Consider the following 23,000-nt stretch of genomic DNA (forward strand, 5'->3'; position numbering starts at 1 on the left):
GGACAGCGCCGGCCGAACTTCGCTTTCGGTTCCGGTGCGATCATATTTAGAAGGATTTCAGAATGGTACATGAAACGGGAAAAGATACTGCCCCGGCGGGCGGGCAGGTTCCTCCAGCCCATCCGCGCGGCAATTTCGCTGTCAGTCTGCGCTCGCCGGGCGCAAAGTTCCTGATGATCGGCTTCATATCGATGGTTCTGCTCGTGCCGCTCCTGCTGGTCTGGGGGCTGACGGAAGAGCGTGCCTCGCGGGCGGAAGAGGTTTCCGGACGGATCGCGAATGGCTGGGGCGGCGATCAGGTGGTGAACGGTCCCTATCTTGCCGTGCCCTTCGATGTGGAGCGCCGCCGGGAGGTGGACGGTCGCAGCATCGTCGACCGCATCACCGAGTGGGTGCTGGTGATGCCGGAAACGCTTGATGTCACGGCCGACCTGAAGACGGAGGAGAAGCAACTGTCGATCTACAGCCTGCCGGTCTATAACGGCAACATCGCGCTGAAAGGCCGCTTCGGTTCCGGCATCCAGCAGGACCTTGCGCGTTTCTCCGGCACGCCACGACTGGACAACGCCATTCTCGTCCTCAGCATACAGGATATTACCGGCATCCGCTCCAGCGCCGGCGTCAAGATCGATGGCGGCCCGGTTCTGCCTTTTGACCCCGGCATGCGTGATATTTCGGTCATGACCAACCGCGCCGGTCCGGAGATATCGATCCGGTCCGACGCCGGTATGCACAGGCCTATTGAGAAAAACCTCATCGAAACGGGCTTCGCCTTCGACATCGCCTTTTCCCTGAATGGTTCGGGCAGTTTCGCCGTTGCGCCGGCGGGCCAGACGACGAGTTTTGCAGCAAACGCCGATTGGCCACATCCGGGCTTCGAAGGCCTGTTCCTGCCCGAGCAAAAGACTGTCACCGCCACGGATTTCAAGGCCAGCTGGACAATTCCCTATCTAGCAAGGGGCATAGATCGCGTGGTGGAGGGTACGCGCCTGCCGCTGTCGGGCAGCCTGATGACGATCAATCTCGTCGAACCCGTCAAGTTCTACCAGATCATCGCGCGGACGCTGAAATATTCGATCGGTTTTATCTCGCTGGTTTTCCTCGCCGTCTTCATCGTCGAACTCAAGGGCGGTAATGTCGTGCACTGGATACAATACGTGCTGACGGGGCTGGCCCTGGTCATATTCTATGTTCTGCTGCTTGCACTTTCCGAGCATACGGGCTTTACGATCGCCTATGCCGCGGCATCGATGTCGACGGCGGCGCTGATCGCCTCCTATCTCGGAAGCGCAACCAATAGTCGCAGAAGTGGCGTAGCGCTGTTTACGGTTCTCGCGGTCGCCTATGGCGTCATGTATCTGGTTTTGAATGAAGATGAATATGCGCTGCTGGCCGGTGCGGTGATTTCCTTCATTGCCATTGCAGCAACCATGTACGCCACCAGGCAGGTGGACTGGTCGGGCACCGGATCCTCACGCGCAGGCAATAGCTCGGACAATATGGCATAGTTTCCGTTCGCTTCGAAGGGACCGTCCGGACGGCCAGAACGCCGGCTTTTCCTTATCCGGCTCGGCATCCGGCGTGAAGAACGGGGAAATGGGGTGAGACGGGAAAGCACCGCTTTCCCGTCTCTTATCCGTTCTTTTCTATTGCAGACATCTTGCTCGTGCAGGCCTGTTGCTTGCAGGTGCCGTAAGCCTCTTCCATTTGATCTGTGGATTGTCATAAAAACTTAATCGAACTGACAAATCCGGTAGAGGACTTCTTAAGTCTTGTCGATCATTCATCGCCCTCATGAAATTTCACAAACGAGGGTTGAATGTTTTCGCTGGTCTCGACGTTCAAAATAGCGCATCGCGTGTCCATGCTGGCGCTGGCCGCGCTGTGCGGTATCGCCGTCATCGCGGGCATGCTGCTCTGGCAAAGACAGATGGAGGCGCGTTATCGCGTCGCTGAAGATGCATTGATCCAGAGGGACGGCGTGTTGACCACACTGGTGGATGCCCTGCATGAAAGCCGCCTGAACCAGAAGGATTTCCTGCTGTCGAGAGATATGAATTCCGTCGCGCAGTTCGACCAGACGATGGGGAAGGTCGAGCAATCCGTCGCTTCCCTTGACAGCGGTGCCGCACCGCAGACGCGTGCGAAACTCGAGGCGCTCGCGCAGGGTGTCGTTGCCTATGGCGATCGCATGAAGGCGCTGGTCGCCAAGAACGCGGAACTGGGTCTCACGCCTGCCGAGGGCCTTGAGGGCGCCATGCGCAATGGCGTGCATTCCATCGAAAAACTCATCGACGTCGTCGCCAATGCCGAAATCCGCGCCAGCATGCTGATGATGCGCCGGCACGAAAAGGATTTCATCCTGCGGCGGGATGGGGCCTATGTCGCAAAACATGCCGCCGAGGTAGAGACCTTCAAGGCGCTGGTGAAGCTGGAATATCGGCCGGGCGCGGAGCGTCAGCGCATCATGGATGCACTGGAAATATATACCGCCTCCTTCCGCTTTTATGCTCAGGCCGTGCTGGAGGAGGAGAAGGCGCGCGAAACCGTCGCCTCCGCCTATAATGCGCTGCTGCCCGTCGTCGCAGAGATTTCCACCATTTACCGGCAGGAGCGGGAGGCAAGCGCTCTCGAGAACAGCGCTGCGGCGGATAGAACGGTTTCGATCGTCGTCGCCCTTATCGCGCTCACCGTCGCAAGCCTTTTCGCCGGGGTCTATTTCATCGGCCGTTCGATAACCCGCCCGGCGACCGCGATTACCGGAGCGATGCGCCGTCTGGCCGAGGGCGAAACGGAATTCGCCGTTCCCGGTCTGCGCCGCCGGGACGAATTCGGCGCCATGGCCCATGCGCTGGAAATTTTCCGGCAGGCGGCCATCGCAAAAATCGAACTGGAGACGCAGGCGCTCGCAGCCCGGCAGCAGGCCGAAGCCGAAAAGGCGCGTTTCCAGCGCGAGGCGGAAACCGAAGCGCAGGCAAGGCTGATGCAGGCGACGACCGGCCTTGCGGCCGCACTTCGCCGCCTTGCCGACGGCGATCTCTCTTTCGAACTGAACGAGCCTTTCGCCCCGGATTTCGAACCCCTGCGTCACGATCTCAACCGGACGATCCGCCAGCTCGATGCCGCCATGTCCGGCGTCGTGCAGTCGAGCGTGGCCATCGATGGCGGCAGTCAGGAAATCAGCCAGAGTGCCGCCGATCTCGCCCGCCGCACCGAGCAGCAGGCCGCCTCGCTGGAGGAAACCGCCGCCGCGCTGGATGAGCTGACGGCGAATATCCGCATATCGGCGGAGCGTGCGGTGGAAGCCCGTGCGGTCGCCCATTCGGCCGACGAGGACGCCAACCGCACGGCCGACCTCGTTGTCGATACGATCATGGCAATGGAAAAGATCGAGCAATCGTCAGGCCGGATCGGCAATATCATCGGCGTCATCGACGAGATTGCCTTCCAGACCAACCTTCTTGCGCTCAATGCCGGCGTGGAGGCGGCGCGCGCAGGCCAGGCGGGGCGCGGTTTCGCCGTCGTCGCGCAGGAGGTCAGGGAGCTGGCGCAACGCTCCGCGAAGGCCGCCGCCGAAATCAAGCTGCTTATCCATGCCTCCGGTACAGAGGTGAAGGACGGCGCGCGCTTCGTGCGGGAAACCGGCGCGGCCCTGTCGCGCATTGGCGGCTCGGTGAAGACGATCAACGACCATATCGAAGCCATCGCCGCCGCGACGAACGAGCAGTCGCTGGGGCTCTCCGAGATCAACACCGCGGTCAATCATCTCGATCAGGGCACGCAGCAGAACGCCGCCATGGTCGAGGAAAACAATGCCGCCAGCGCCATGCTGGCGGGCGAGACGGCGCGTCTCAAGCAACTGGTCCATCAATTCCGTCTGGGCGATGCGGAAATGCGGGAGTATGGCGGGCGCGAAGCGGCCTGAGGCATACGATCGCAGACATCGAAAGCGGGCGCGCAACTTGCGGCCCGCTTTTTTGCTGTTTATAGGTGAGTTACTCACCACGGACCCGGTGAAATTCCGGGTGGCTCTTCTGGCCGCCGATCCGCCAGACAACGCAAAGCACCGACATTTCATTTCAATCTACCGGACATGGCTCCGGCCGGTGCGTCATTCTTTGCGAAAAAATCAGATGAACAGATTTCAGACTTACAGACGTGAGTGGTTTTCCAATATTCGCGGCGATCTCCTTTCCGGCATCGTCGTGGCGCTCGCCCTCATTCCCGAAGCCATCGGCTTTTCCGTCATCGCCGGCGTCGATCCGAAGGTGGGATTGTTTGCCTCCTTCGCCATCGCCTGCGTTTCCGCCTTCACCGGCGGCAGACCCGGCATGATCTCGGCGGCAACCGCCGCCACCGCCGTCCTGATGGTTACGCTCGTCAAGGAACACGGGCTGCAATATCTATTCGCCGCCACCATTCTCATGGGCGTGCTGCAAATTCTGGCGGGCCTTGTGAAACTCGGCCGGGTGATGCGCTTCGTCTCGCGCTCGGTCATGACCGGCTTCGTCAATGCGCTGGCGATCCTGATCTTCATGGCGCAATTGCCCGAACTGATCGGCGTGCCGGTCGAGACCTACGTCATGATCGCGGCCGGTCTTGCGATCATCTATCTCTTCCCGCTGGTCACCAAAATCGTGCCGTCGCCGCTGGTCGCCATCATCGTTCTCACCTGTGTCGCCGTCTTCTCCGGCATGGATATCCGAACGGTCGGCGATCTCGGTGAGTTGCCCTCAACACTGCCGATATTCGCCCTGCCGCAGGTGCCGCTGACCTTCGAGACGCTGCAGATCATCTTTCCCTATTCCGTCGCGCTCGCCGCCGTCGGTCTTTTGGAATCGCTGCTGACGGCGCAGATCGTCGACGACATGACGGATACGGGAAGTAACAAGAGCCGGGAATGCATCGGGCAGGGGACGAGCAACATCGCGTCTGCCCTCATCGGCGGCATGGGCGGCTGCGCCATGATCGGTCAGTCCGTCATCAATGTCAGTTCCGGCGGTCGTGGCCGCTTGTCCACTTTCGTCGCGGGCGCGTTCCTGCTCTTCCTCATTCTGGTGCTGGATGATCTTGTGCGCATCATTCCCATGGCCGCGCTGGTGGCGGTGATGATCATGGTCTCCATCGGCACCTTCTCGTGGCGCTCCATTCTCGATCTGCGCCGCAACCCGCCATCCTCCAGCATCGTCATGCTGGTCACGGTCGGCACGGTGCTTGCCACCCACGATCTCGCAAAGGGCGTGCTGGCCGGCGTCCTTCTCTCCGGTGTGTTTTTCGCAGGCAAGGTGTCGAAACTCTTCCATGTCCGGCCGGAGCTTTCGGCCGATGGTCGGGAGCGGATTTATCGCGTCGATGGCCAGATTTTCTTCGCCTCGACGGAAAGCTTCATCGCCGCCTTCGATTTCGCCGAGGAGGTCGAGGCGGTGACAATCGATGTCACGCAGGCGCATCTGTGGGATATTTCCGCGGTCGGCGCTCTGGACAAGGTGGTCCTGAAATTCCGCAAGGCCGGCAAGCGGGTCGAGGTGATCGGCGTCAACGAGGCGAGCGCCCACATGATCGACCGCTTCGCCCTGCACGATAAACAGGATGGTGCTGCCGCGCCGCTGCACTGAGCGCAAAAGAAAAGCCCCGGCATGACCGGGGCTTTTTTAGTTTTATTCGTTTGCCGTCACCGTGACGCCGAGCATTTTCGGCAGGGTGTTCGGCGCGCCCATCGCAGCGCCCATGATCATCGGGAACGGAACCGGCTTTTCCGGCTCCGCCGTGATCGAGAAGTTCTTCGGATTGTCGATATAGGCGTTGACGGCCGCCGACACCATGTTCTGCAGTTCCGGCACGTTGAGCGAGGCCATCATGATCGGGGCCATGCCCTTGATGGTCTGGGCAAGCTGATCGCCCGTCATGCCCTGCTGGCTTGCAGCATAGTCGATGGCGCGCTTGGTGATGCTGGCGTCTTCGAAGCTGATTTCAGCGTTGATGAAGGAGAGCTGCTGCATCAGGCCGAGCATGGCAAGGCTTGCCGCCTGATCCGCCTGTTCCTTGTTCGGATTGGCGGCCTGCGCCTTCACCGTCTCCTGCATCGACTTGATGAAGTCGAGCGTGTAGCCGGAGAAACCGAACGACATGTTCAGGCGGCCGACATCATCGAGGTCGATGGCGTATTCTTCAACATCGATAGTACCGGAGGCCACTTCCCAGCTGCCGCTCATGGTCATGTCGCCGGAGAGCGCCTGCAGCTTCAGCTTTTCGATCGCGTCCTTCGTGCCCGGATCGGTCACTTCGCTGAGATCGGCCTTGAAGCCGGATGCGTCGAGTTCGAAGCCGATCGAGGCCTTGTCGTCGCTGACGGACATGGTTGCGGTGCTTTCTTCGAGCGAGAAAGCCGGCTTGCCGTCGATGGAAACGGAAACCGGGCCGCTATGTGCTTCGTCGTAGAACATCAGCGCATCGACGGTGCCGGTGGTGGAGTCTGCGGGAATGACGAGGCCGGACATGTAGATGTCGCTTGCCTTGATCTCCACGTTTTCCTGTTTGTAATCGATATTGTCGAAGCGGGCGTTCTTGATCTTGTAGCCGCCGTTGTTTTCCTCGACGCCTTCGAGCGTCACATTACCGACCGGGATCTTCTTGGCCGGATCGGCGACTGCGTTGAAGGTCACGCTGTTCAGGGTCACCGTCGAGCCGTTGACGGCGACGGAACCGGCAGCGATCTCGCCGCCCTGTGCGGCATAGGCCGCATTGATCTTCTTCAGCACATCCCCGCCATCCAGCGCGAAGGCCGGCGCGGAAAGCGTAAGAAGCGCGGCGCTCGCGAAAAGAACCTGCCGGGTGGATTTCAGTCTCATGATGTTTCTTCCCTCAACGTACGGCTGTGCACCGTGTTCGAATTCGAATGCTGATACTTATATTCGCGATTATTCAAAGGTCTATAGGATTTAGATCGATTCCCATGACGGCGGCATTGCGGCATTTGCAACGCGGTTAACAAAAAATCGCATGAAAGGGTTGCTTTCATCCACAGGTGCGACCCCCGAATTTCTTGCCGGGAATCGGCATTTCCGCTAGTCAAGCACCATGGGAAAAAATCTTGTACCTCCGTCCGGCGGAGACGATAACATTCATCCGGTCGATTTGAAGGCGGCGCTTGAAGAGCGCTACCTCGCTTACGCCTTGTCCACGATCATGCATCGTGCGCTGCCGGATGTGCGCGACGGCCTGAAGCCGGTTCACCGCCGCATCATTCACGCCATGAGCGAAATGGGCATCCGCCCCAACTCGGCCTTCAAGAAATGCGCCCGTATCGTCGGTGACGTGATCGGTAAATTCCACCCGCATGGCGACCAGTCCGTCTATGACGCGCTGGTGCGTCTCGCGCAGGATTTCTCGCAGCGTTATCCGATCGTCGACGGGCAGGGCAATTTCGGCAATATCGATGGCGACGGCGCTGCCGCCTATCGTTACACCGAAGCGCGCATGACCGAGGTTGCGGCGCTGCTGCTCGAGGGCATCGGCGAGGATGCGGTGGATTTCCGCGCCACCTATAACGAGGAAGACGAGGAGCCGGTCGTCCTGCCGGGCGCTTTCCCCAATCTGCTCGCCAACGGCGCCTCTGGCATCGCGGTGGGTATGGCGACGTCGATCCCGCCGCACAACGCCCATGAGATTTGCGACGCGGCGCTTTACCTCATCAAGCATCCCGACGCGACGGTGGAAAAGCTGGTGGAATTCATTCCCGGCCCCGACCTTCCGACCGGCGGCGTGATTGTCGAAAGCCGCGAGAATATTCTCGATGCCTACAAGACCGGTCGTGGCGGTTTCCGCGTGCGCGCCAAATGGGAAACGGAAGATCTCGGCCGCGGCGGTTACCAGATCGTCATCACCGAAATTCCTTTCCAGGTGCAGAAATCGCGCCTGATCGAGAAGATCGCCGAGTTGCTGATTGCCCGCAAGCTGCCGCTGCTTGAGGATATTCGCGATGAATCGGCCGAAGACGTGCGCATCGTGCTGGTGCCCAAGAGCCGCACCGTCGATGCGACGCTGCTGATGGAATCGCTGTTCCGCCTGTCCGACCTCGAAAGCCGCCTGCCGCTCAATATGAACGTACTGTCGCTCGGCAAGGTGCCGAAGGTGATGGCGCTGAACGAGGTGCTGAGCGAGTGGCTGGCCCACCGCAAGGATGTGCTGGTCCGCCGTTCCCGCCACCGTCTGGCGGCCATCGACCGCAGGCTGGAAATTCTGGGCGGCCTGCTCGTCGCCTATCTCAATCTCGATGAGGTCATCCGCATCATCCGCGAGGAGGATGAGCCGAAACAGGTGATGATGGCCAAGTGGTCGCTCACCGACAACCAGGCCGAAGCCATCCTCAACATGCGGCTGCGCAACCTGCGCAAGCTCGAGGAATTCGAAATCCGTAAGGAGTTCGACGACCTCAGCAATGAGAAGGCCGAGATCGAGGCGCTGCTCGCTTCCGATGACAAGCAATGGCAGACCGTCGCCTGGGAAATCGGCGAGGTCAAAAAGAAATATGCCAAGGCAACCGAAATCGGCCGCCGCCGCACGCAGTTCGCGGATGCGCCGGACGCCGATATCGAGGCCATCCAGCAGGCGATGATCGAGAAGGAACCGGTCACCATCGTCATCTCGCAGAAGGGCTGGATCCGGGCGCTGAAGGGGCACATGTCCGATACCTCGTCGCTCACCTTCAAGGAAGGCGATGGCCCGAAGCTGGCCTTCCCGGCGCAGACGACTGACAAGCTGTTGCTGCTGACGACAGGCGGCAAGGCCTATACGCTCGGCGCCGACAAGCTGCCGGGCGGTCGCGGCCATGGCGAGCCGATCCGCATCATGGTCGATATGGAGAACGATCAGGACATCCTGACCGCCTTCGTGCATGATCCGTCACGCAAACTGCTGCTCGTCTCCACGGCCGGCAACGGTTTCATCGTACCCGAGAGCGAAATGGTCGCGAATACCCGCAAGGGCAAGCAGATCATGAATGTCTCGATGCCGGATGAAGCCAAGCTCGCCGTGCCGGTCACGGGCGACCATGTCGCTGTCGTCGGCGAGAACCGCAAGCTCCTGGCCTTCCCGCTAGCGCAGATGCCGGAAATGTCGCGCGGCAAGGGCGTGCGCCTGCAGCGCTACAAGGATGGTGGCGTCGTTGACGTTAAATGTTTCGCGCTTGCCGAAGGCTTGTCCTGGTCCGACACGGCCGGGCGTCTCTTCAACAAGGTGGGTGAAGAACTGCGCGAATGGCTGGCCGACCGCGCAACGGCGGGCCGCACCGTGCCGAAGGGCTTTCCGCGCAGCGGGAAATTTGGCGGGTAAAGCCGTCCGGTATTGACAGGTTATCGATGAAACGCCGCGTATCGAAACGATATGCGGCGTTTCTGTTCAATGGAGCGGGATAGTGTGATCTTTGAGAAAACGGTATGCGCCGTCCTCATCGATCTCACCTGCAGCGACATCAAGAACAAAAGCCACGATGTCCGCTTGCTCGGCAACGACTTCAAGTCCGTTGATAAAAAGGAAGGTGTAGGCGGCGAGAAAAGCCGTGCGTTTGTTACCGTCGGAAAAGGGATGGTTGCGCGCTATACCGTAAAGATAAGCGGCGGCGAGTTTCAGCGGTTCCTCTTCTCCATAGGCAGCTTTGTGCAATGGACGCGCCAAAGCTGCCTCGAGTGCGTTTTCATCCTTGAGACCCGGCAAGCCACCGTGTTCGGCTAATTGCTCTTGATGTATAACTTCGATGGCGACACGGGAGAGCCACTTTATATTGCTCACTTGGCGAGTTCTCTCAGAGCTGTATGGTATTTTTTCATACCACGCCGGGCGGCTTCAAGCTGTTCTCTCAGTTCCGCATGCTCGGGAACGAGTTCGATATTGCCGGCAGTTTCTCTGAGTTCCAGCGCGTCGCCGGCCTTGAGACCCATGCGATCCAGAACTTCCTTCGGAATGATGATGCCTTCGGAATTGCCGATTTTGCGGATCGTAATGTTCATGGTGGTAACTCCTGTTATAACAGTCGTTATAACATGGCTGAAATTCGTACACAATGTACGATTTCCGGAGGTTATCGTTATGACACTTCCAAACGGGAGTTACTTTTCTTCCGGCGTATAAACTTCCCACCCGCGCGGTGTCAGATGTTCCTGCGGATGGTAGCGGGTCTTGTAACCCATCTTTTCCGAACCATCGACCCAGTAGCCGAGATAGACATGCGGCAGGCCAAGGGCGCGGGTGCGGGTGATGTGATCGATGATCATGAAGGTGCCGAGCGAGCGTTTTTCCAGATCGGGATTGAAGAAGGAATAGACCATCGACAGGCCATCGCTCATCACGTCGCTGAGCGCCACGGCCAGCAATTCGCCGCGCTTGCTGGAATCGATGCCGGAGCCGGGCTCGCGCACGCGATATTCGATGATGCGGGTGTTCACATGCGTGTCTTCCACCATGATCGCATAGTCCAGCGCCGACATGTCGGACATGCCGCCAGACTGGTGGCGGTGGTCGAGATAGCGGCGAAACAGGGCGAATTGTTCAGTGGAGGGCTCGGCGGCGTGAACGGTGGCGACGACATCCCTGTTGGCGGCAAGAACGCGCCGCATCGATTTCGTCGGCTGGAACTGTTCGGTCAGGATGCGCACGGAGACGCAGGCGCGGCAGTTTTCGCAGGCCGGGCGATAGGCGATGTTCTGCGAGCGCCTGAAACCGCCCTGGGTCAGAAGATCGTTCATTTCCGAAGCGCGCGGGCCGACCAGATGGGTGAAGACCTTCCGCTCCATCTGGTTCGGCAGATAGGGGCAGGTGGCCGGCGCCGTAAGATAGAATTGGGGAGAGGGCGTCGCCTGCGTGTTCATCGAACCGTGATCGCCTCCTGCGTCTGTTATGAAAGCGCGCCGCGATTTCACGGGGTTGGCGGCGGCGCTTCAAGCGACATGCATAATGTCACAGAATGGCAAAATGCCGGAAAACGTCAACTGCGAGATGCGGCATTTGCGGGGTTTGAAAGCCACGTTTGCGTGGCTTTCCGCAATATCAGCGCGTTCTGACGATGACGGTGCCGAGCAGGAAGTCGTGAACGAGGCGCGAGCGCTCGGTAAACAGGCCTGCAAGCAGGATCAGCGGCGTCAAAACCGAGTTGATGACCCAGAAAAGCACGATGTGAACGGTCGACAGCAGGAAATCGATTCGCCGCCCGTCCATCCGCGCCATGGCGATCCCCATCGCTCGCATGCCGGGGGTCGCCTGCGAGGGGCCGCCGAGCGTCATGCCGAAATAAAGCACGGCAACGATGACGAACAGCGCCGGATAGAGGAACCAGCCAAGGCCGAGGGTAATCACGCCAAGAAAGAAGACGATGACCGCGGCGGGAATGCACAGCAGGAGAACGATCGCATAATCGATCAGGAACGCGAAGACCCGCCGGCTCAGGACGCCGCTATAGGCGCGCCAGTCATCCGGTGCGGCATAAGTGGGGTTCTGGTCGAGGCTCATCGGTCGTTTTCTCCTGAGAGGGTATGACAGCGCGGCATGAGTGCCGTGTCAGCAGACAATATGGGAAGAAAACGACCGAATACAATAAGTGCGAGGCCTCAGCCCTTTGCGAGTTTGCGTGCGGCCTCGATGGCGAAATAGGTCAGAACGCCGTCGCAACCGGCACGCTTGAAACAGAGAAGCGTTTCCATCATCACGCGCTCGCCGTCGATCCAGCCGTTCATGGCGGCAGCCTTGATCTGGGTATATTCGCCGGAGACCTGATAGGCGAAGGTCGGCAGGCCGAAATTCTCCTTCAGTCGCCAGCAGATGTCGAGATAGGGCAGGCCGGGCTTGACCATCAGCATATCCGCACCTTCCTCCACGTCGAGCGCCGCGTCGCGGATTGCCTCCATGCCGTTGGCAGGGCTGATGTAATAGCTGTTCTTGTCGCCCTTCAGCAGGCCGGCCGTGGAGATGGCCTCGCGATAGGGACCGTAATAGCCGGAAGCGAATTTCGTCGCATAGGACATGATGCCGATATTCTGGTGCCCGGCGGCATCGAGACCGCGACGGATGGCGCCGATACGGCCATCCATCATCTCCGACGGAGAAATAATGTCCGATCCGGCTTCCGCCTGAAGGATCGCCGCCTTGACGACCTGTTCTACCGTCTCGTCATTGACGATCTCGTCGCCGCGCAGAATGCCGTCATGCCCGTGGCTGGTGAAGGGATCGAGCGCGACATCGGTGATCATGCCGATATTGGGAACGGCTTTCTTGACGGCGATGGTTGCCTGATTGATGAGATTATTCGCCTCGAGCGCGTTGGAACCGGTCGCGTCGCGAAGCTCCATTTCGATGTTCGGGAAGGTCGCGATTGCCGGGATGCCGAGATCGGCGGCCTCTTTCGCGGCTTCCACCAGTTTGTCGACGCTCATGCGGTTGACGCCTGGCATCGCCGGAATGGGATCGAGAATATTGCTGCCCGGCACGATGAAGACCGGCCAGATGAGATCGTCGACGGTGAGGCGGCTTTCCTGCACCAGACGGCGCGTCCAATCCGCCTTGCGATTGCGGCGCATGCGGCGATGGCCGGTGATCTCGTCGACCAGATGCGTTTTGTCCTGCATGTAAGAATGTCCTTCGATCAAATTTGGAAAGCTGCATAGCATGAAGCGCGGCCCATGCGAATGCGACAATCTTCCCTCATCGGCGTCCTGCGATGACGATGATGCTTTGACAAGGCAGGCGGCGGGATTCAATATGGGCTGGTCGCCCGTTCGTCGAGACCGTATCTTCCGGCCATGGAACCTGATTCTCAACCTCTGCCGAAACGCCCGCTTACGGAAATCCTCTTTCTGGTCTTCATGAGGCTGGTCGCGGTTTCCTGTTTCTGGTTCGGCCTGCAATATTGGGCGATGTTGACGGGCTATTCGCTTGGGGGCCATGGGCGTTTCGATATGCTGAACCTGCCCTGGCGCGTGGCCGGCAGCGCGCTGGCCGTTATTTTCCCTGTCGCAGCACTCGGCCTCTGGCTCGGGGCCTCCTGGGGCGCGGTCATGTGGGTCATGGGCGCAGGCGCGCAGATCGCCATGTATAAGGTGTGGCCGCACATCTTCGGCGCCAACACGCTGGTGCCCGTCATGCATGGCCTCGTGGCAACCATTTATATACTATTCCTGGTCGCTTTCTGGCTGGATCAGCGCCAGAATGAAGAACGCGCAAGAATTGATTTACCATAAGAATAAAGCAATTCGGCCTGGTTTTGGGCCGCATTTCCTGGTTAAGTCATTGATTTGTAATAGATGACCCCGGACCATTCCCGCTTCGCCACAAGTTGGGCCCTCCGGGGAAAATGCAGGTAACCATTTGTTAATCGTAGCTTTTAAGTAGAATTTTATGCGCATTGATTAGGTTCTCACTCAAGGCGGGAGACAAACAAACACACCGCCAAACAAAACAGTGAGGCAGTCATGATCAATAGCAAAGTTAAGCCCCAGGCCGTTGTTGCCGATGCACATGAAGATACCATCCGCTCGCTCTACATGGAGTCGCTGCACCTGGTGGAACGTCTCCACCGCCGCCTCCTCGATGTCATCAAGGATGAGTTCGACCGTCAGGGTCGTGATGACGTCAACGCCGTTCAGGCCCTGCTGCTGTTCAACATCGGCAATTCCGAACTGACGGCCAGCGAGCTTCGTTCGCGTGGTTATTACCTCGGCTCGAACGTCTCCTACAACGTCAAGAAGCTGGTCGATCTCGGTCTCATCAACCACCAGCGCTCGCGTGTCGACCGCCGCTCGGTTCGCATCAGCCTGACGGAAAAGGGCCAGGAAATCGCCGAAACGGTTGCCCGCCTTTATGAACGCCACGTTGGCTCGATCGAAAAGGTCGGCGGCATCGGCACCGGCGAGTTCTCCGAAATGAACAAGCTGCTGCAGCGCCTCGATCGCTTCTGGAACGACTCGATCGCTTACCGCCTGTAATAGCGCGACGGTTTCACTGTTTAAGCCGGGGGCATGTTTTTGCTCCCGGCTTGCGGATTCCGCGCCGGGCGTTTTTGCCTGTCAAGCCCAGCCCTTCTTCGAGCCTTCGCCCGGTTTCTCAGGCGAACAAAGCTTCGTGAGGTGAGGCCCGTGACACGAATCGGCCATATTGATATGGGACCGGCAAGGGTGAAGGAGCCGGCTGTTTCTCCTGCTGTCGCGGCAAGTCCCGACCGTTCTGCCAGACAATGGCGCCTAATGGGTGGGTGTTGAGTATTACCAGCCGGCAGACACGTTGTACGTGTTTGTTAATCATATTGATTTAGGCATTGTTGAGAATGCCGAAGAGAGTGGCTGGTAGGTAGAATGACAAAGAAATCCGTTTCCGATTCCGTATCGCGCCGCGCGCTTCTGCGTTCGGCCGTTTCCGTTGGCGCCGCCGCGCTTGCCGCGCCGGCCTTTGCGCAGAACGCGCTCAACGATCTCATGGGCTCTTCGCGCCGCGGTAACTGGGATGACCAGTTCGACGCCAATACGTCGCGTTCGGCCGTGGGCGTCGTTTCCAACAATCCGGTTCTCGGACGCGAAGCGCCGGTCTACATGCAGCAGGCGATCATGCAATATCAGCAGATCGTGCAGAATGGCGGCTGGCCGGAAGTGCCCGCGTCCCAGCAGCGTCTCCAGATCGGCGTCTCCGATCCTTCCGTACAGGCGCTACGCCAGCGACTGATGGTGTCCGGCGACCTGCCGCGCGAAGCCGGCATTTCTAGCGCCTTCGATAGCTACGTCGATGGCGCGCTGAAGCGTTTCCAGGCCCGTCATGGCCTTCCGGCTGACGGCGTCAGCGGCGAATACACCACGAAGGCGCTCAATGTTTCCGCGCAGATTCGTCTGGCGCAGCTGCAGACCAACCTCGTGCGCATCCAGTCCATGTCGGGCGATCTCGGCCAGCGTCACCTGATGGTGAACATTCCTGCCGCCGCCATCGAAGCCGTTGAAAATGAACGCGTCGTGCTGCGCAACACGGCCGTCGTCGGCCGCGCCAGCCGCCCGACCCATGTGATCAATTCCAAGATTTACGAGGTCATCCTCAACCCTTACTGGACCGCGCCGCGCTCGATCGTCGAAAAGGACATCGTGCCGCTGATGCAAAAGGACCCGACCTATCTGGAGCGGAACAATATCCGCCTCATCGACGGCAAGGGACAGGAAGTTTCGCCGACGGCAGTCGACTGGTTCGCCCCGAAGGCTCCGAACCTGATGTTCCGCCAGGACCCCGGCAAGATCAACGCCATGTCGTCCACGAAGATCAACTTCCACAATCCGAACAACGAATATATGCACGACACGCCGCAGCAGGGCCTGTTCAACAAGCTGATGCGTTTCGGATCCTCCGGCTGCGTGCGCGTGCAGAACGTGCGCGACCTGACGAGCTGGCTGCTGCGCGACACGCCCGGCTGGTCGCGTCAGGAAATGGAGCGCGTCATCGCCACCCGCGTCAACACGCCGATCAAGCTGGCGCAGGAAATCCCGGTCTATTTCGTCTACATCACCGCGTGGTCGGCGAAGGACGGCGTGGTGCAGTTCCGCGACGACATCTATGAAAAGGACGGCAATGCCGAACTGGCGCTCAACACCACGAGCGGCATGGAACAGCCCGCCGGTCCGGTGGATGACGATCTGTTGCCGCGCAACTGATCCGGCTTTGCTGTCAGTTTCTTACCGCGAATGAAGGCCGCGCTTCGCCGGGTGCGGCGTAGCCCTCATACGCCGTCACCCCGGACCTGATCCGGGGTCCAGTGCGATCAAGTCCTTGATCGCGAGAGATCCTTTCACGGCGCAGACGCGCCGTGGCTGGATGCCGGATCCAGTCCGGCATGACGGGAGGAAAGCTTGTCGCCTTTCCTCACAAGTCTGATCCTCTCCGCTACGTGCGGCTTTTTCTCCTCTCGCCGCTACTTTAAAAAAACCTCTGTCGTTTTTTGTCGCAACGTCGCAGTTTGACGGGCAAATCTCGCTGCCCGTATTGCTCTTGTCGGGGCAGGGCGCTAAGACGCCATCGCATTACTGTTTCAGGAGCCTTCACCATGTCGAACACAGATGCTTTCTTCTCCCGTCCGCTTGCCGATGTCGATCCGGAAATTTTCGGCGCGATCGAGAAGGAACTGGGTCGCCAGCGCCACGAGATCGAACTGATCGCCTCGGAAAACATCGTTTCCCGCGCCGTGCTCGAAGCGCAGGGTTCGATCATGACCAACAAATATGCGGAAGGTTATCCGGGCAAGCGTTATTACGGCGGCTGCCAGTTCGTCGACATCGCTGAAGAACTCGCCATCGAACGCGCCAAGAAGCTGTTCGGCGTCAACTTCGCCAACGTCCAGCCGAATTCCGGTTCGCAGATGAACCAGGCCGTGTTCCTCGCACTGCTTCAGCCGGGCGATACCTTCATGGGCCTCGATCTGAACTCGGGAGGCCACCTGACGCACGGTTCGCCGGTCAACATGTCCGGCAAGTGGTTCAACGTGGTGTCTTACGGCGTGCGCGAAGGCGACAACCTGCTCGACATGGACGAGGTGGAGCGCAAGGCCAAGGAAACCCGGCCGAAGCTGATCCTCGCCGGCGGCACCGCCTATTCGCGTGTCTGGGACTGGAAGCGCTTCCGCGAGATCGCCGATGAAGTCGGCGCCTATCTGATGGTTGACATGGCCCACATCGCCGGTCTCGTCGCGGGTGGCCAGCATCCGTCGCCGTTCCCGCACTGCCATGTCGCCACCACCACCACGCACAAATCGCTGCGCGGCCCGCGCGGCGGCATGATCCTTACCAATGACGAGGATCTTGCGAAGAAGTTCAACTCGGCGGTATTCCCCGGCCTGCAGGGCGGCCCGCTGATGCATGTCATCGCCGCGAAGGCCGTTGCCTTCGGTGAAGCGCTGCAGCCGGAGTTCAAGGACTATGCCGCACAGGTCGTCAAGAACGCCAAGGCGCTGGCCGAAACGCTGGTCGAAGGCGGTCTGGATGTCGTCTCCGGCGGCACCGATAACCACCTGATGCTGGTCGATCTTCGCAAGAAGAACGCCACCGGCAAGCGCGCGGAAGCCGCACTTGGCCGCGCCTACATCACCTGCAACAAGAACGGCATTCCTTTCGATCCGGAAAAGCCCTTCGTCACCTCCGGTGTCCGTCTCGGCACGCCGGCCGGCACGACGCGCGGTTTCAAGGAAGCGGAATTCCGCGAAATCGGCAAGCTGATCGTCGAGGTTCTCGATGGTCTGAAGGTTGCCAATTCGGATGAGGGCAACGCCGCCGTCGAGGCTGCGGTGCGTGAAAAGGTCGTCGGCCTGACGGACCGTTTCCCCATGTATCCGTACATGTAAGAGAAAGGACGAAGATGCGCTGCCCTTTTTGCGGTTCTGAAGACACGCAGGTCAAGGACTCGCGTCCGGCGGAGGACAATACCTCCATCCGCCGGCGGCGCATCTGCCCCGATTGCGGCGGCCGCTTCACGACCTATGAGCGCGTGCAACTGCGCGAGCTGATGGTCATCAAGAAAAGCGGCCGCAAGCTGCCCTTCGACCGGGAAAAGCTGGTGCGGTCCTTCGAGATCGCGCTGCGCAAGCGTCCGGTCGACCGGGACCGGATCGAGCGCGCCGTCTCCGGCATCGTCCGCCGCCTGGAAAGTTCGGGCGAGACGGAAATTCCTTCGGAAGAAATCGGCCTGCAGGTTCTCGAGGCGCTGAAGAGCCTCGATGATGTGGCCTTCGTGCGTTACGCCTCGGTCTATCGCGATTTCAGCCATGCCGAGGATTTTGAGAACGTGATTGCCGAAATCAACGCCAAGATCGCCCGCGATACGGACGCCGGAGTGTAACCGTGACCACCCGTGCCGATGACGAAAGATTCATGGCAAGGGCAATCGAGGTGTCGCTTCGCCATCAGGGCCAGACGCTCACCAATCCCTCCGTCGGCTGTGTGCTCGTCAAAGACGGGCGAATCATCGCCGAAGCCGTCACCGCCATTGGCGGCCGCCCGCATGCCGAACGGCAGGCGCTGGAAATCGCCGGCGAGGCGGCGCGCGGCGCGACCGCCTATGTGACGCTCGAACCCTGCTCGCACTGGGGCAAGACCCCGCCCTGCGCCAATGCCCTGGTGGAATACGGCGTCGCCCGCGTCGTGGTGGCGGTGGATGATCCGGACGAGCGTGTTTCCGGCCGTGGTTATACGATTTTACGCGATGCCGGTATTGTCGTGGAAACCGGCCTGTTGCGGGATGAGGGTAAGAGAGCGCTTGCCGGTTACCTCACGCGTCAGGTGAAAAAACGCCCGCATGTGATTCTGAAGCTTGCCGTTTCCGCCGATGGCATGATCGGCAGGAAAGGCGAGGGGCAAGTGGCGATTACCGGTCCCGAGGCGCGCCATGCCGTGCATGAATTGCGCGCGCGTTGCGATTGTATTCTCGTTGGTATTCGTACCGCTATTGCGGATGACCCGGAACTGACGGTGCGCATTGCCGGCATGGAGGAGCGCTCGCCGGTGCGGATCGTGCTGGACCGGCAGTTTGAGTTGCCGCTGACGTCGAAGCTGGTGAAGACAGTGCGGGAGGTGCCGGTGATCGTTGCGGCGTTACCCCCTCTGCCCTGCCGGGCATCTCCCCCTCAAGGGGAGATCGGCAAGGGGCTGGCCGCTCGCTCAAATTTCGACTCCACCTCTCATTCGTCAACCTTCAAGGTCGGGCAAGGCAGCGCCCCATCGATCTCCCCCTTGAGGGGGAGATGCCCGGCAGGGCAGAGGGGGGTAGCCGCGACCACCGACGTCAACTTCTCACCGACGCCGGCGTCCAGATCCTCGAAGCCCCAACGCTCGAAAACCTCCTCCACATCCTCGCCGAAAGCGGCATGTCGGAACTTCTGGTCGAAGGCGGTGCCTTTGCCGCAAAATCATTCCTTGAAGCGGGGCTGGTGGACCGTATCATGCTGTTCGAAAGCCCGGTGGTGATCGGTGAGGGCGGCATTGAAACGCCGCTCAAACGTGCCGATATTCCGGGCGACTATGCTCTGGTCAGCGAGACCGCCTATGGGCGGGATCGTTGCTTCGATTATGAAAGGCCGATTTGATGTTTACCGGAATTGTCACCGACGTCGGAACCGTTTCCGAGCTGGAAGCCCTGGCCGAAGGCGTGCGTCTGCGGGTGGCGACAAATTACGACCCCAAAACCATCGATATGGGCGCGTCCATCTCCCATGGCGGCGTCTGCCTGACGGTGACGAGACTGCCGGAAAACGGCAGCAATGAGCGCTGGTACGAGGTCGAGGCATGGGAAGAGGCGCTGCGCCTGACGACGATTGCCGGCTGGCAAAAGGGTACCCACGTCAATCTGGAGCGGGCGCTCAAGATTGGAGATGAACTTGGCGGCCACATCGTTTCCGGCCATGTCGATGGCAGGGCGGAAATCCTTTCGGTGGAGCCGGAAGGCGAGGCGGTGCGCATTCGCCTGCGCGCGCCGGAGCATCTGGCGAAATTCGTGGCGCCCAAGGGTTCCGTGGCGCTCGACGGCACCTCGCTCACCGTCAACGCCGTCGAAGGTACCGATTTCGACGTGCTGCTGATCCGCCACACGCTGACCGTCACCACATGGGGCGAGCGCCAGCCGGGCGATTTCGTCAATTTCGAAGTCGATACCATGGCGCGTTACGCCGCAAGGCTTGCGGAATTTCCGTCGGCATGAGCTGGAGTGCTGGCTCGGTGGTTTGTTATCGCTGACACCTCTTCGTCTCGTCATTCCGGCCTTGAGCCGGAATCCAGCCAGCCCAAGTCCTTGGGCTGAAAAGAGTTTTCCCGCCGTGCAGACGCACGTCGACTGGATTCCGGCTCAAGGCCGGAATGACGGAAGGGCTTTATCGTCGTCCGACATTGCGACAGATCAATTCTTGTCCGACACTCCCGCTTCCGGTTGACGCGCAAACGTTATAAAGACGTCTTTAGGCCCAAACGGGGTAGGGGAAATACATCATGCCGTCTTTCGAACTGCTGACAGCCTTTTTCATAACCACCGCCTTGTTCGCCTATATTCCCGGTCCGGCCATGCTTTATGCGGCGGCGCAGACCATGGCGCGCGGACGGTTTGCCGGGCTGATGGCGGTGCTTGGAATCCATGTCGGCTGCTATTTCCACATCTTTGCCTCTGCCGCAGGTCTTTCGGTGCTGTTTCAGGCCGTGCCGTGGCTTTATCTGGCGGTAAAGCTGTGCGGTGCGCTGTATCTCATCTGGCTCGGCTTCTCGATGCTGCGCAGCAAGCTCGAAGGTGAGGCCGTCAATCTGACCATTGAACCGAAATCGGCGCGCCGCGCCTTTATCGACAGCATCATCGTCGATGTGCTCAATCCGAAGACGGCGCTGTTCTTTCTGGCCTTCCTGCCGCAATTCGTGGACCCTGCAGCGGCCTTTCCGGTCTGGCTGCAACTGCTGATCCTCGGCATCGCCGTCAATTTCATTTTTTCTTCGGCCGATCTTGTCGGCGTGCTTCTTGCGGGCGCCATGGTCGGCCGTTTGAAGCGTTCCAGCGCGGTGCAGGTGCTCGCCCGCCGCGTTGCCGGAACGGTGCTGATGGGGCTTGGCGTCCATCTCGCCTTCCAGAAAACCTGATTGTCGCGGAGCCGGGCCGGGTGGTGTAAAACCTGGCCAAATGCCTTACAGACGCGGCCCCTTGCGCCGCTGACACATGAAATTACTTGCCAAAAACGGCCAGCCGTGGTTTGACCGCCGCAAAAGCCGGTATGATCCGGCATCAAGCTTTTCAGGAAAATATCATGTCCAAACCCCATCTTCTTATCGTGGAAGCACGTTTTTACGACGATATGGCGGATGCCCTTCTCGAAGGCGCGAAATTCGCGCTCGATGAAGCCGGCGCCACCTATGACGTCATCACCGTTCCCGGCGCGCTGGAAATCCCCGCCGCCATCGCCATGGCGCTTGACGGTGCTGACAATGACGGCACGGAATATGACGGTTTCGTTGCGCTCGGCATGGTCATTCGCGGCGAGACCTACCACTTCGACATCGTCTCCAATGAATCTTCCCGCGCCCTGATGGATCTTGCCGTCAGCGAATCGCTGCCGATCGGCAACGGCATCCTCACCGTTGAGAATGACGAGCAGGCATGGGCACGCGTGCGCCGTTCCGACAAGGACAAGGGCGGTTTTGCGGCGCGTGCGGCGCTGACGATGATCGAGCTGAAGAAAAAACTGGGTGGCTGAACGCATGTCGAATGTTGAAAATGGCGGCGAACCGCGCCAGCCTTCGGTAAAGCCCGCCAACCAGCGCGGCGCGGCCCGCCTTGCCGCCGTGCAGGCGCTCTACCAGATGGATGTCGGCGGAACCGGCGTCATGGAAGTCGTGGCCGAATACGAGGCGCACCGTCTCGGGCAGGAAGTCGACGGCGATACCTATCTGAAGGCCGATCCTTCATGGTTCCGTTCCATCGTTTCCGGTGTCGTCCGCGATCAGACGAAGATCGACCCGCTGGTGCGCTCCGCCCTTCTGGAAGACTGGCCGCTGTCGCGTCTCGATGCCACCGTGCGCGCCATCCTGCGTGCCGGCACTTTCGAGATTCTGGAGCGCAAGGACGTGCCGGTCGCCGTCATCGTCACGGAATATGTCGAAATCGCCCGTGCTTTCTTCGAGCATGACGAGCCCAAGCTGGTGAATGCGGTTCTGGACCGCATTGCCAAGCAGGTGCGCGGCGAGGCAAAACGCTGAAATAAAAGAGGTGAGGAAGAGATGAGCGCGGTTTCCGTCCCCGGACTTGAAGTTCAACTGGACGAGGCGAAGCGCAACGTCTTCCTCCTCACCATCGCGCAGGCGATCATGGGATCGGCTGCGCCCTTAAGCTTTTCGGTCGGCGCGCTTGCCGGCTATCAGCTGCTCGGCGCGGACAAGTCGCTCGCAACCGCGCCTCTCACCGGCTTCAATATCGGCGTTGCGCTCGGCGCGATCTGCGTGGCGGCTGCATCCCGCTTCCTCGGCCGCAAGACAGGCTTCATGGTCGGCGCGCTGATGTGCTCCATCGGCGGCGGCATTGCCGCCGTGGCGCTCTTCCGTTCGGACTTCTGGCTGTTTGCCGTCGGCCTGCTGATGATCGGCATTTCCGGCGGTTTTACCCAGAAGATCCGCTTCGCCGCAGCCGACGCCTCTCCATCCTTTTACAAGCCGAAGGCGATCTCCTGGATTCTGGCGGGCGGCATCATTTCCGCCATCGTCGGGCCGCAACTCGCCATCTTCGGCAAGGACCTGCTTGCGCCGGTCACCTTTGCCGGCGCTTTTCTGGCGCTCGTTCCGCTCGGCCTCGTTTCGATCGCCATTCTGGCGTTTCTGAAACTGCCCGACCCCAAGGCGGCCGCCGCCCATGTCGAATCGGTAAGGCCGCTGTCGGAAATCGTCCGCACGCAGCGTTTCGTCGCCGGCATGATCTGCGGTATCGGCTCTTATGCCTTGATGACCTTCATGATGACCGGCGCACCGCTCGCCATGGTGGTCGGCTGCGGTTTCCCCACCGAACTCGCCACGCTCGGCATCCAGTGGCACGTTCTCGCCATGTTCGGCCCCAGCTTCTTCACCGGCATGCTGATTTCCCGATTCGGCGCGGAAAAAATCGTGGCAGTCGGCCTCATCGTGCTGATGGCCTGCGCCATCGTCGCCCATATGGGCATAGAGCTGTGGAATTTCTGGGCGGCGCTCATCCTGCTCGGTCTCGGCTGGAATTTCGGCTTCATCGGCGCAACCGCCATCATCACCTCCAGCTACCGCCCGCATGAGGCGGACAAGGTGCAGGGTTTCCACGATATCGTGCTGTTTGGCACCGTGGCGCTGTCATCCTTCTCTTCCGGCAAGGTGTTTACGGCCTGGGGCTGGTCGGTGATGAACCTCGTCATCTGGCCGGTTGCCGGGCTTTGCCTTCTGCTTGTCCTGTCGCTCGTCCTGACAAGCCGCAAAAAAGCAGCCTGAGTCGCGCGCCGCACTCTACTCCTTTCAAGTTTC

20 protein-coding genes, 1 pseudogene and 1 other annotated feature are annotated in these 23,000 nt (G+C 60.1%); of the genes and pseudogenes, 15 read left to right on the forward strand and 6 right to left on the reverse strand.

Annotated elements, in window-relative coordinates:
• The first annotated feature begins 62 nt into the window (after window positions 1-62).
• The 3 genes from creD (at window position 63) to O3W47_RS21680 (ending at window position 5,615) form a co-directional block, all read left to right on the forward strand.
• Window positions 63-1,508, forward strand: a complete 1,446-nt coding sequence (creD, locus tag O3W47_RS21670) for a cell envelope integrity protein CreD (RefSeq protein WP_269314580.1) — start codon at window positions 63-65, stop codon at window positions 1,506-1,508.
• A 311-nt stretch (window positions 1,509-1,819) separates the two neighbouring features.
• Entirely contained in the window at window positions 1,820-3,925 is a 2,106-nt protein-coding gene (locus O3W47_RS21675; RefSeq protein ID WP_269314581.1) for a methyl-accepting chemotaxis protein, read from the forward strand.
• A gap of 78 nt (window positions 3,926-4,003) precedes the next feature.
• Window positions 4,004-4,059 (forward strand) — a sequence feature (sul1 is cis-regulatory element that is thought to sense ions involved in sulfur or methionine metabolism; They are found in Alphaproteobacteria).
• Between the two features lie 74 nt (window positions 4,060-4,133).
• Window positions 4,134-5,615 carry a SulP family inorganic anion transporter gene (locus tag O3W47_RS21680; protein ID WP_127757575.1) on the forward strand — a complete coding sequence of 494 codons (1,482 nt, stop codon included), beginning with the start codon at window positions 4,134-4,136 and terminating at the stop codon, window positions 5,613-5,615.
• A 42-nt stretch (window positions 5,616-5,657) separates the two neighbouring features.
• On the opposite strand, the gene O3W47_RS21685 is transcribed toward O3W47_RS21680, so the two are convergent.
• Window positions 5,658-6,848, reverse strand: a complete 1,191-nt coding sequence (locus tag O3W47_RS21685; protein WP_127757574.1) for a hypothetical protein — start codon at window positions 6,846-6,848, stop codon at window positions 5,658-5,660.
• 229 nt (window positions 6,849-7,077) lie between these two features.
• Here O3W47_RS21685 and parC point away from each other — a divergent pair, with 229 nt between their 5' ends.
• On the forward strand, window positions 7,078-9,330 hold the full coding sequence (gene parC, locus O3W47_RS21690) for a DNA topoisomerase IV subunit A (RefSeq protein ID WP_269314582.1): 2,253 nt from the start codon (window positions 7,078-7,080) through the stop codon (window positions 9,328-9,330).
• Between the two features lie 66 nt (window positions 9,331-9,396).
• Here the strand turns inward: parC and O3W47_RS21695 are convergent, their stop codons facing one another.
• The 5 genes from O3W47_RS21695 to hemB form a co-directional block, all read right to left on the reverse strand.
• Window positions 9,397-9,786 (reverse strand): type II toxin-antitoxin system death-on-curing family toxin, encoded by a 390-nt coding sequence (locus tag O3W47_RS21695; protein ID WP_059752524.1) that lies wholly within the window; start codon window positions 9,784-9,786, stop codon window positions 9,397-9,399.
• On the reverse strand, window positions 9,783-10,004 hold the full coding sequence (locus tag O3W47_RS21700) for an AbrB/MazE/SpoVT family DNA-binding domain-containing protein (protein WP_059752528.1): 222 nt from the start codon (window positions 10,002-10,004) through the stop codon (window positions 9,783-9,785). Before O3W47_RS21700 ends, O3W47_RS21695 begins: the two co-directional genes overlap by 4 nt.
• Window positions 10,005-10,103: 99 nt before the next feature.
• Window positions 10,104-10,862, reverse strand: coding sequence for an arginyltransferase (locus O3W47_RS21705; protein WP_003520795.1), 759 nt, complete (start codon window positions 10,860-10,862; stop codon window positions 10,104-10,106).
• 178 nt (window positions 10,863-11,040) lie between these two features.
• A complete protein-coding gene (locus O3W47_RS21710) occupies window positions 11,041-11,499 on the reverse strand; it encodes an RDD family protein (RefSeq protein ID WP_269314583.1) in 459 nt (152 codons plus the stop codon).
• A gap of 98 nt (window positions 11,500-11,597) precedes the next feature.
• Window positions 11,598-12,611 carry a porphobilinogen synthase gene (gene hemB, locus O3W47_RS21715; protein WP_269314584.1) on the reverse strand — a complete coding sequence of 338 codons (1,014 nt, stop codon included), beginning with the start codon at window positions 12,609-12,611 and terminating at the stop codon, window positions 11,598-11,600.
• A gap of 174 nt (window positions 12,612-12,785) precedes the next feature.
• On the opposite strand from hemB, the gene O3W47_RS21720 reads away from it, so the two are divergent.
• The 11 genes and pseudogenes from O3W47_RS21720 to O3W47_RS21770 all read left to right on the forward strand — a co-directional run bounded on the left by O3W47_RS21720 (window position 12,786) and on the right by O3W47_RS21770 (window position 22,967).
• Window positions 12,786-13,223, forward strand: coding sequence for a DUF6163 family protein (locus tag O3W47_RS21720; RefSeq protein ID WP_003496683.1), 438 nt, complete (start codon window positions 12,786-12,788; stop codon window positions 13,221-13,223).
• Between the two features lie 234 nt (window positions 13,224-13,457).
• On the forward strand, window positions 13,458-13,967 hold the full coding sequence (gene ldtR / locus O3W47_RS21725) for a transcriptional regulator LdtR (protein WP_269314873.1): 510 nt from the start codon (window positions 13,458-13,460) through the stop codon (window positions 13,965-13,967).
• 366 nt (window positions 13,968-14,333) lie between these two features.
• Window positions 14,334-15,665, forward strand: a complete 1,332-nt coding sequence (locus tag O3W47_RS21730) for a L,D-transpeptidase family protein (protein WP_269314585.1) — start codon at window positions 14,334-14,336, stop codon at window positions 15,663-15,665.
• Window positions 15,666-16,054: 389 nt separating this feature from the next.
• Window positions 16,055-17,344 carry a serine hydroxymethyltransferase gene (glyA, locus tag O3W47_RS21735; RefSeq protein ID WP_269314586.1) on the forward strand — a complete coding sequence of 430 codons (1,290 nt, stop codon included), beginning with the start codon at window positions 16,055-16,057 and terminating at the stop codon, window positions 17,342-17,344.
• Window positions 17,345-17,358: 14 nt separating this feature from the next.
• Window positions 17,359-17,838, forward strand: coding sequence for a transcriptional regulator NrdR (nrdR, locus tag O3W47_RS21740; protein ID WP_003496675.1), 480 nt, complete (start codon window positions 17,359-17,361; stop codon window positions 17,836-17,838).
• A gap of 2 nt (window positions 17,839-17,840) precedes the next feature.
• A pseudogene (ribD, locus tag O3W47_RS21745) lies at window positions 17,841-19,081 on the forward strand (bifunctional diaminohydroxyphosphoribosylaminopyrimidine deaminase/5-amino-6-(5-phosphoribosylamino)uracil reductase RibD).
• Complete coding sequence (locus tag O3W47_RS21750) at window positions 19,081-19,692, forward strand: riboflavin synthase (protein ID WP_137452080.1); 612 nt, start codon at window positions 19,081-19,083, stop codon at window positions 19,690-19,692. The pseudogene ribD and the gene O3W47_RS21750 overlap by 1 nt, the downstream one beginning before the upstream one ends.
• Window positions 19,693-19,976: 284 nt before the next feature.
• Complete coding sequence (locus O3W47_RS21755; protein WP_137452079.1) at window positions 19,977-20,609, forward strand: LysE family translocator; 633 nt, start codon at window positions 19,977-19,979, stop codon at window positions 20,607-20,609.
• A gap of 131 nt (window positions 20,610-20,740) precedes the next feature.
• Window positions 20,741-21,220 (forward strand): 6,7-dimethyl-8-ribityllumazine synthase, encoded by a 480-nt coding sequence (locus O3W47_RS21760; protein ID WP_003520804.1) that lies wholly within the window; start codon window positions 20,741-20,743, stop codon window positions 21,218-21,220.
• A gap of 4 nt (window positions 21,221-21,224) precedes the next feature.
• A complete protein-coding gene (gene nusB / locus O3W47_RS21765; protein ID WP_004441180.1) occupies window positions 21,225-21,722 on the forward strand; it encodes a transcription antitermination factor NusB in 498 nt (165 codons plus the stop codon).
• A 21-nt stretch (window positions 21,723-21,743) separates the two neighbouring features.
• Entirely contained in the window at window positions 21,744-22,967 is a 1,224-nt protein-coding gene (locus O3W47_RS21770) for an MFS transporter (protein ID WP_174023809.1), read from the forward strand.
• Window positions 22,968-23,000 lie beyond the last annotated feature (33 nt).

This window comes from Agrobacterium sp. LMR679, assembly GCF_027157905.1.
GTDB lineage: Bacteria > Pseudomonadota > Alphaproteobacteria > Rhizobiales > Rhizobiaceae > Agrobacterium > Agrobacterium leguminum.

Excerpts from the sequence above, each read along its gene's own strand:
- creD (WP_269314580.1), top strand. The coding sequence starts at position 63 with ATGGTACATGAAACGGGAAAAGATACTGCCCCGGCGGGCGGGCAGGTT.
- O3W47_RS21675 (WP_269314581.1), top strand. The coding sequence starts at position 1,820 with ATGTTTTCGCTGGTCTCGACGTTCAAAATAGCGCATCGCGTGTCCATG.
- O3W47_RS21680 (WP_127757575.1), top strand. The coding sequence starts at position 4,134 with ATGAACAGATTTCAGACTTACAGACGTGAGTGGTTTTCCAATATTCGC.
- O3W47_RS21685 (WP_127757574.1), bottom strand. The coding sequence starts at position 6,848 with ATGAGACTGAAATCCACCCGGCAGGTTCTTTTCGCGAGCGCCGCGCTT.
- parC (WP_269314582.1), top strand. The coding sequence starts at position 7,078 with ATGGGAAAAAATCTTGTACCTCCGTCCGGCGGAGACGATAACATTCAT.
- O3W47_RS21700 (WP_059752528.1), bottom strand. The coding sequence starts at position 10,004 with ATGAACATTACGATCCGCAAAATCGGCAATTCCGAAGGCATCATCATT.
- O3W47_RS21705 (WP_003520795.1), bottom strand. The coding sequence starts at position 10,862 with ATGAACACGCAGGCGACGCCCTCTCCCCAATTCTATCTTACGGCGCCG.
- O3W47_RS21710 (WP_269314583.1), bottom strand. The coding sequence starts at position 11,499 with ATGAGCCTCGACCAGAACCCCACTTATGCCGCACCGGATGACTGGCGC.
- hemB (WP_269314584.1), bottom strand. The coding sequence starts at position 12,611 with ATGCAGGACAAAACGCATCTGGTCGACGAGATCACCGGCCATCGCCGC.
- O3W47_RS21720 (WP_003496683.1), top strand. The coding sequence starts at position 12,786 with ATGGAACCTGATTCTCAACCTCTGCCGAAACGCCCGCTTACGGAAATC.
- O3W47_RS21730 (WP_269314585.1), top strand. The coding sequence starts at position 14,334 with ATGACAAAGAAATCCGTTTCCGATTCCGTATCGCGCCGCGCGCTTCTG.
- glyA (WP_269314586.1), top strand. The coding sequence starts at position 16,055 with ATGTCGAACACAGATGCTTTCTTCTCCCGTCCGCTTGCCGATGTCGAT.
- nrdR (WP_003496675.1), top strand. The coding sequence starts at position 17,359 with ATGCGCTGCCCTTTTTGCGGTTCTGAAGACACGCAGGTCAAGGACTCG.
- O3W47_RS21750 (WP_137452080.1), top strand. The coding sequence starts at position 19,081 with ATGTTTACCGGAATTGTCACCGACGTCGGAACCGTTTCCGAGCTGGAA.
- O3W47_RS21755 (WP_137452079.1), top strand. The coding sequence starts at position 19,977 with ATGCCGTCTTTCGAACTGCTGACAGCCTTTTTCATAACCACCGCCTTG.
- O3W47_RS21760 (WP_003520804.1), top strand. The coding sequence starts at position 20,741 with ATGATCCGGCATCAAGCTTTTCAGGAAAATATCATGTCCAAACCCCAT.
- nusB (WP_004441180.1), top strand. The coding sequence starts at position 21,225 with ATGTCGAATGTTGAAAATGGCGGCGAACCGCGCCAGCCTTCGGTAAAG.
- O3W47_RS21770 (WP_174023809.1), top strand. The coding sequence starts at position 21,744 with ATGAGCGCGGTTTCCGTCCCCGGACTTGAAGTTCAACTGGACGAGGCG.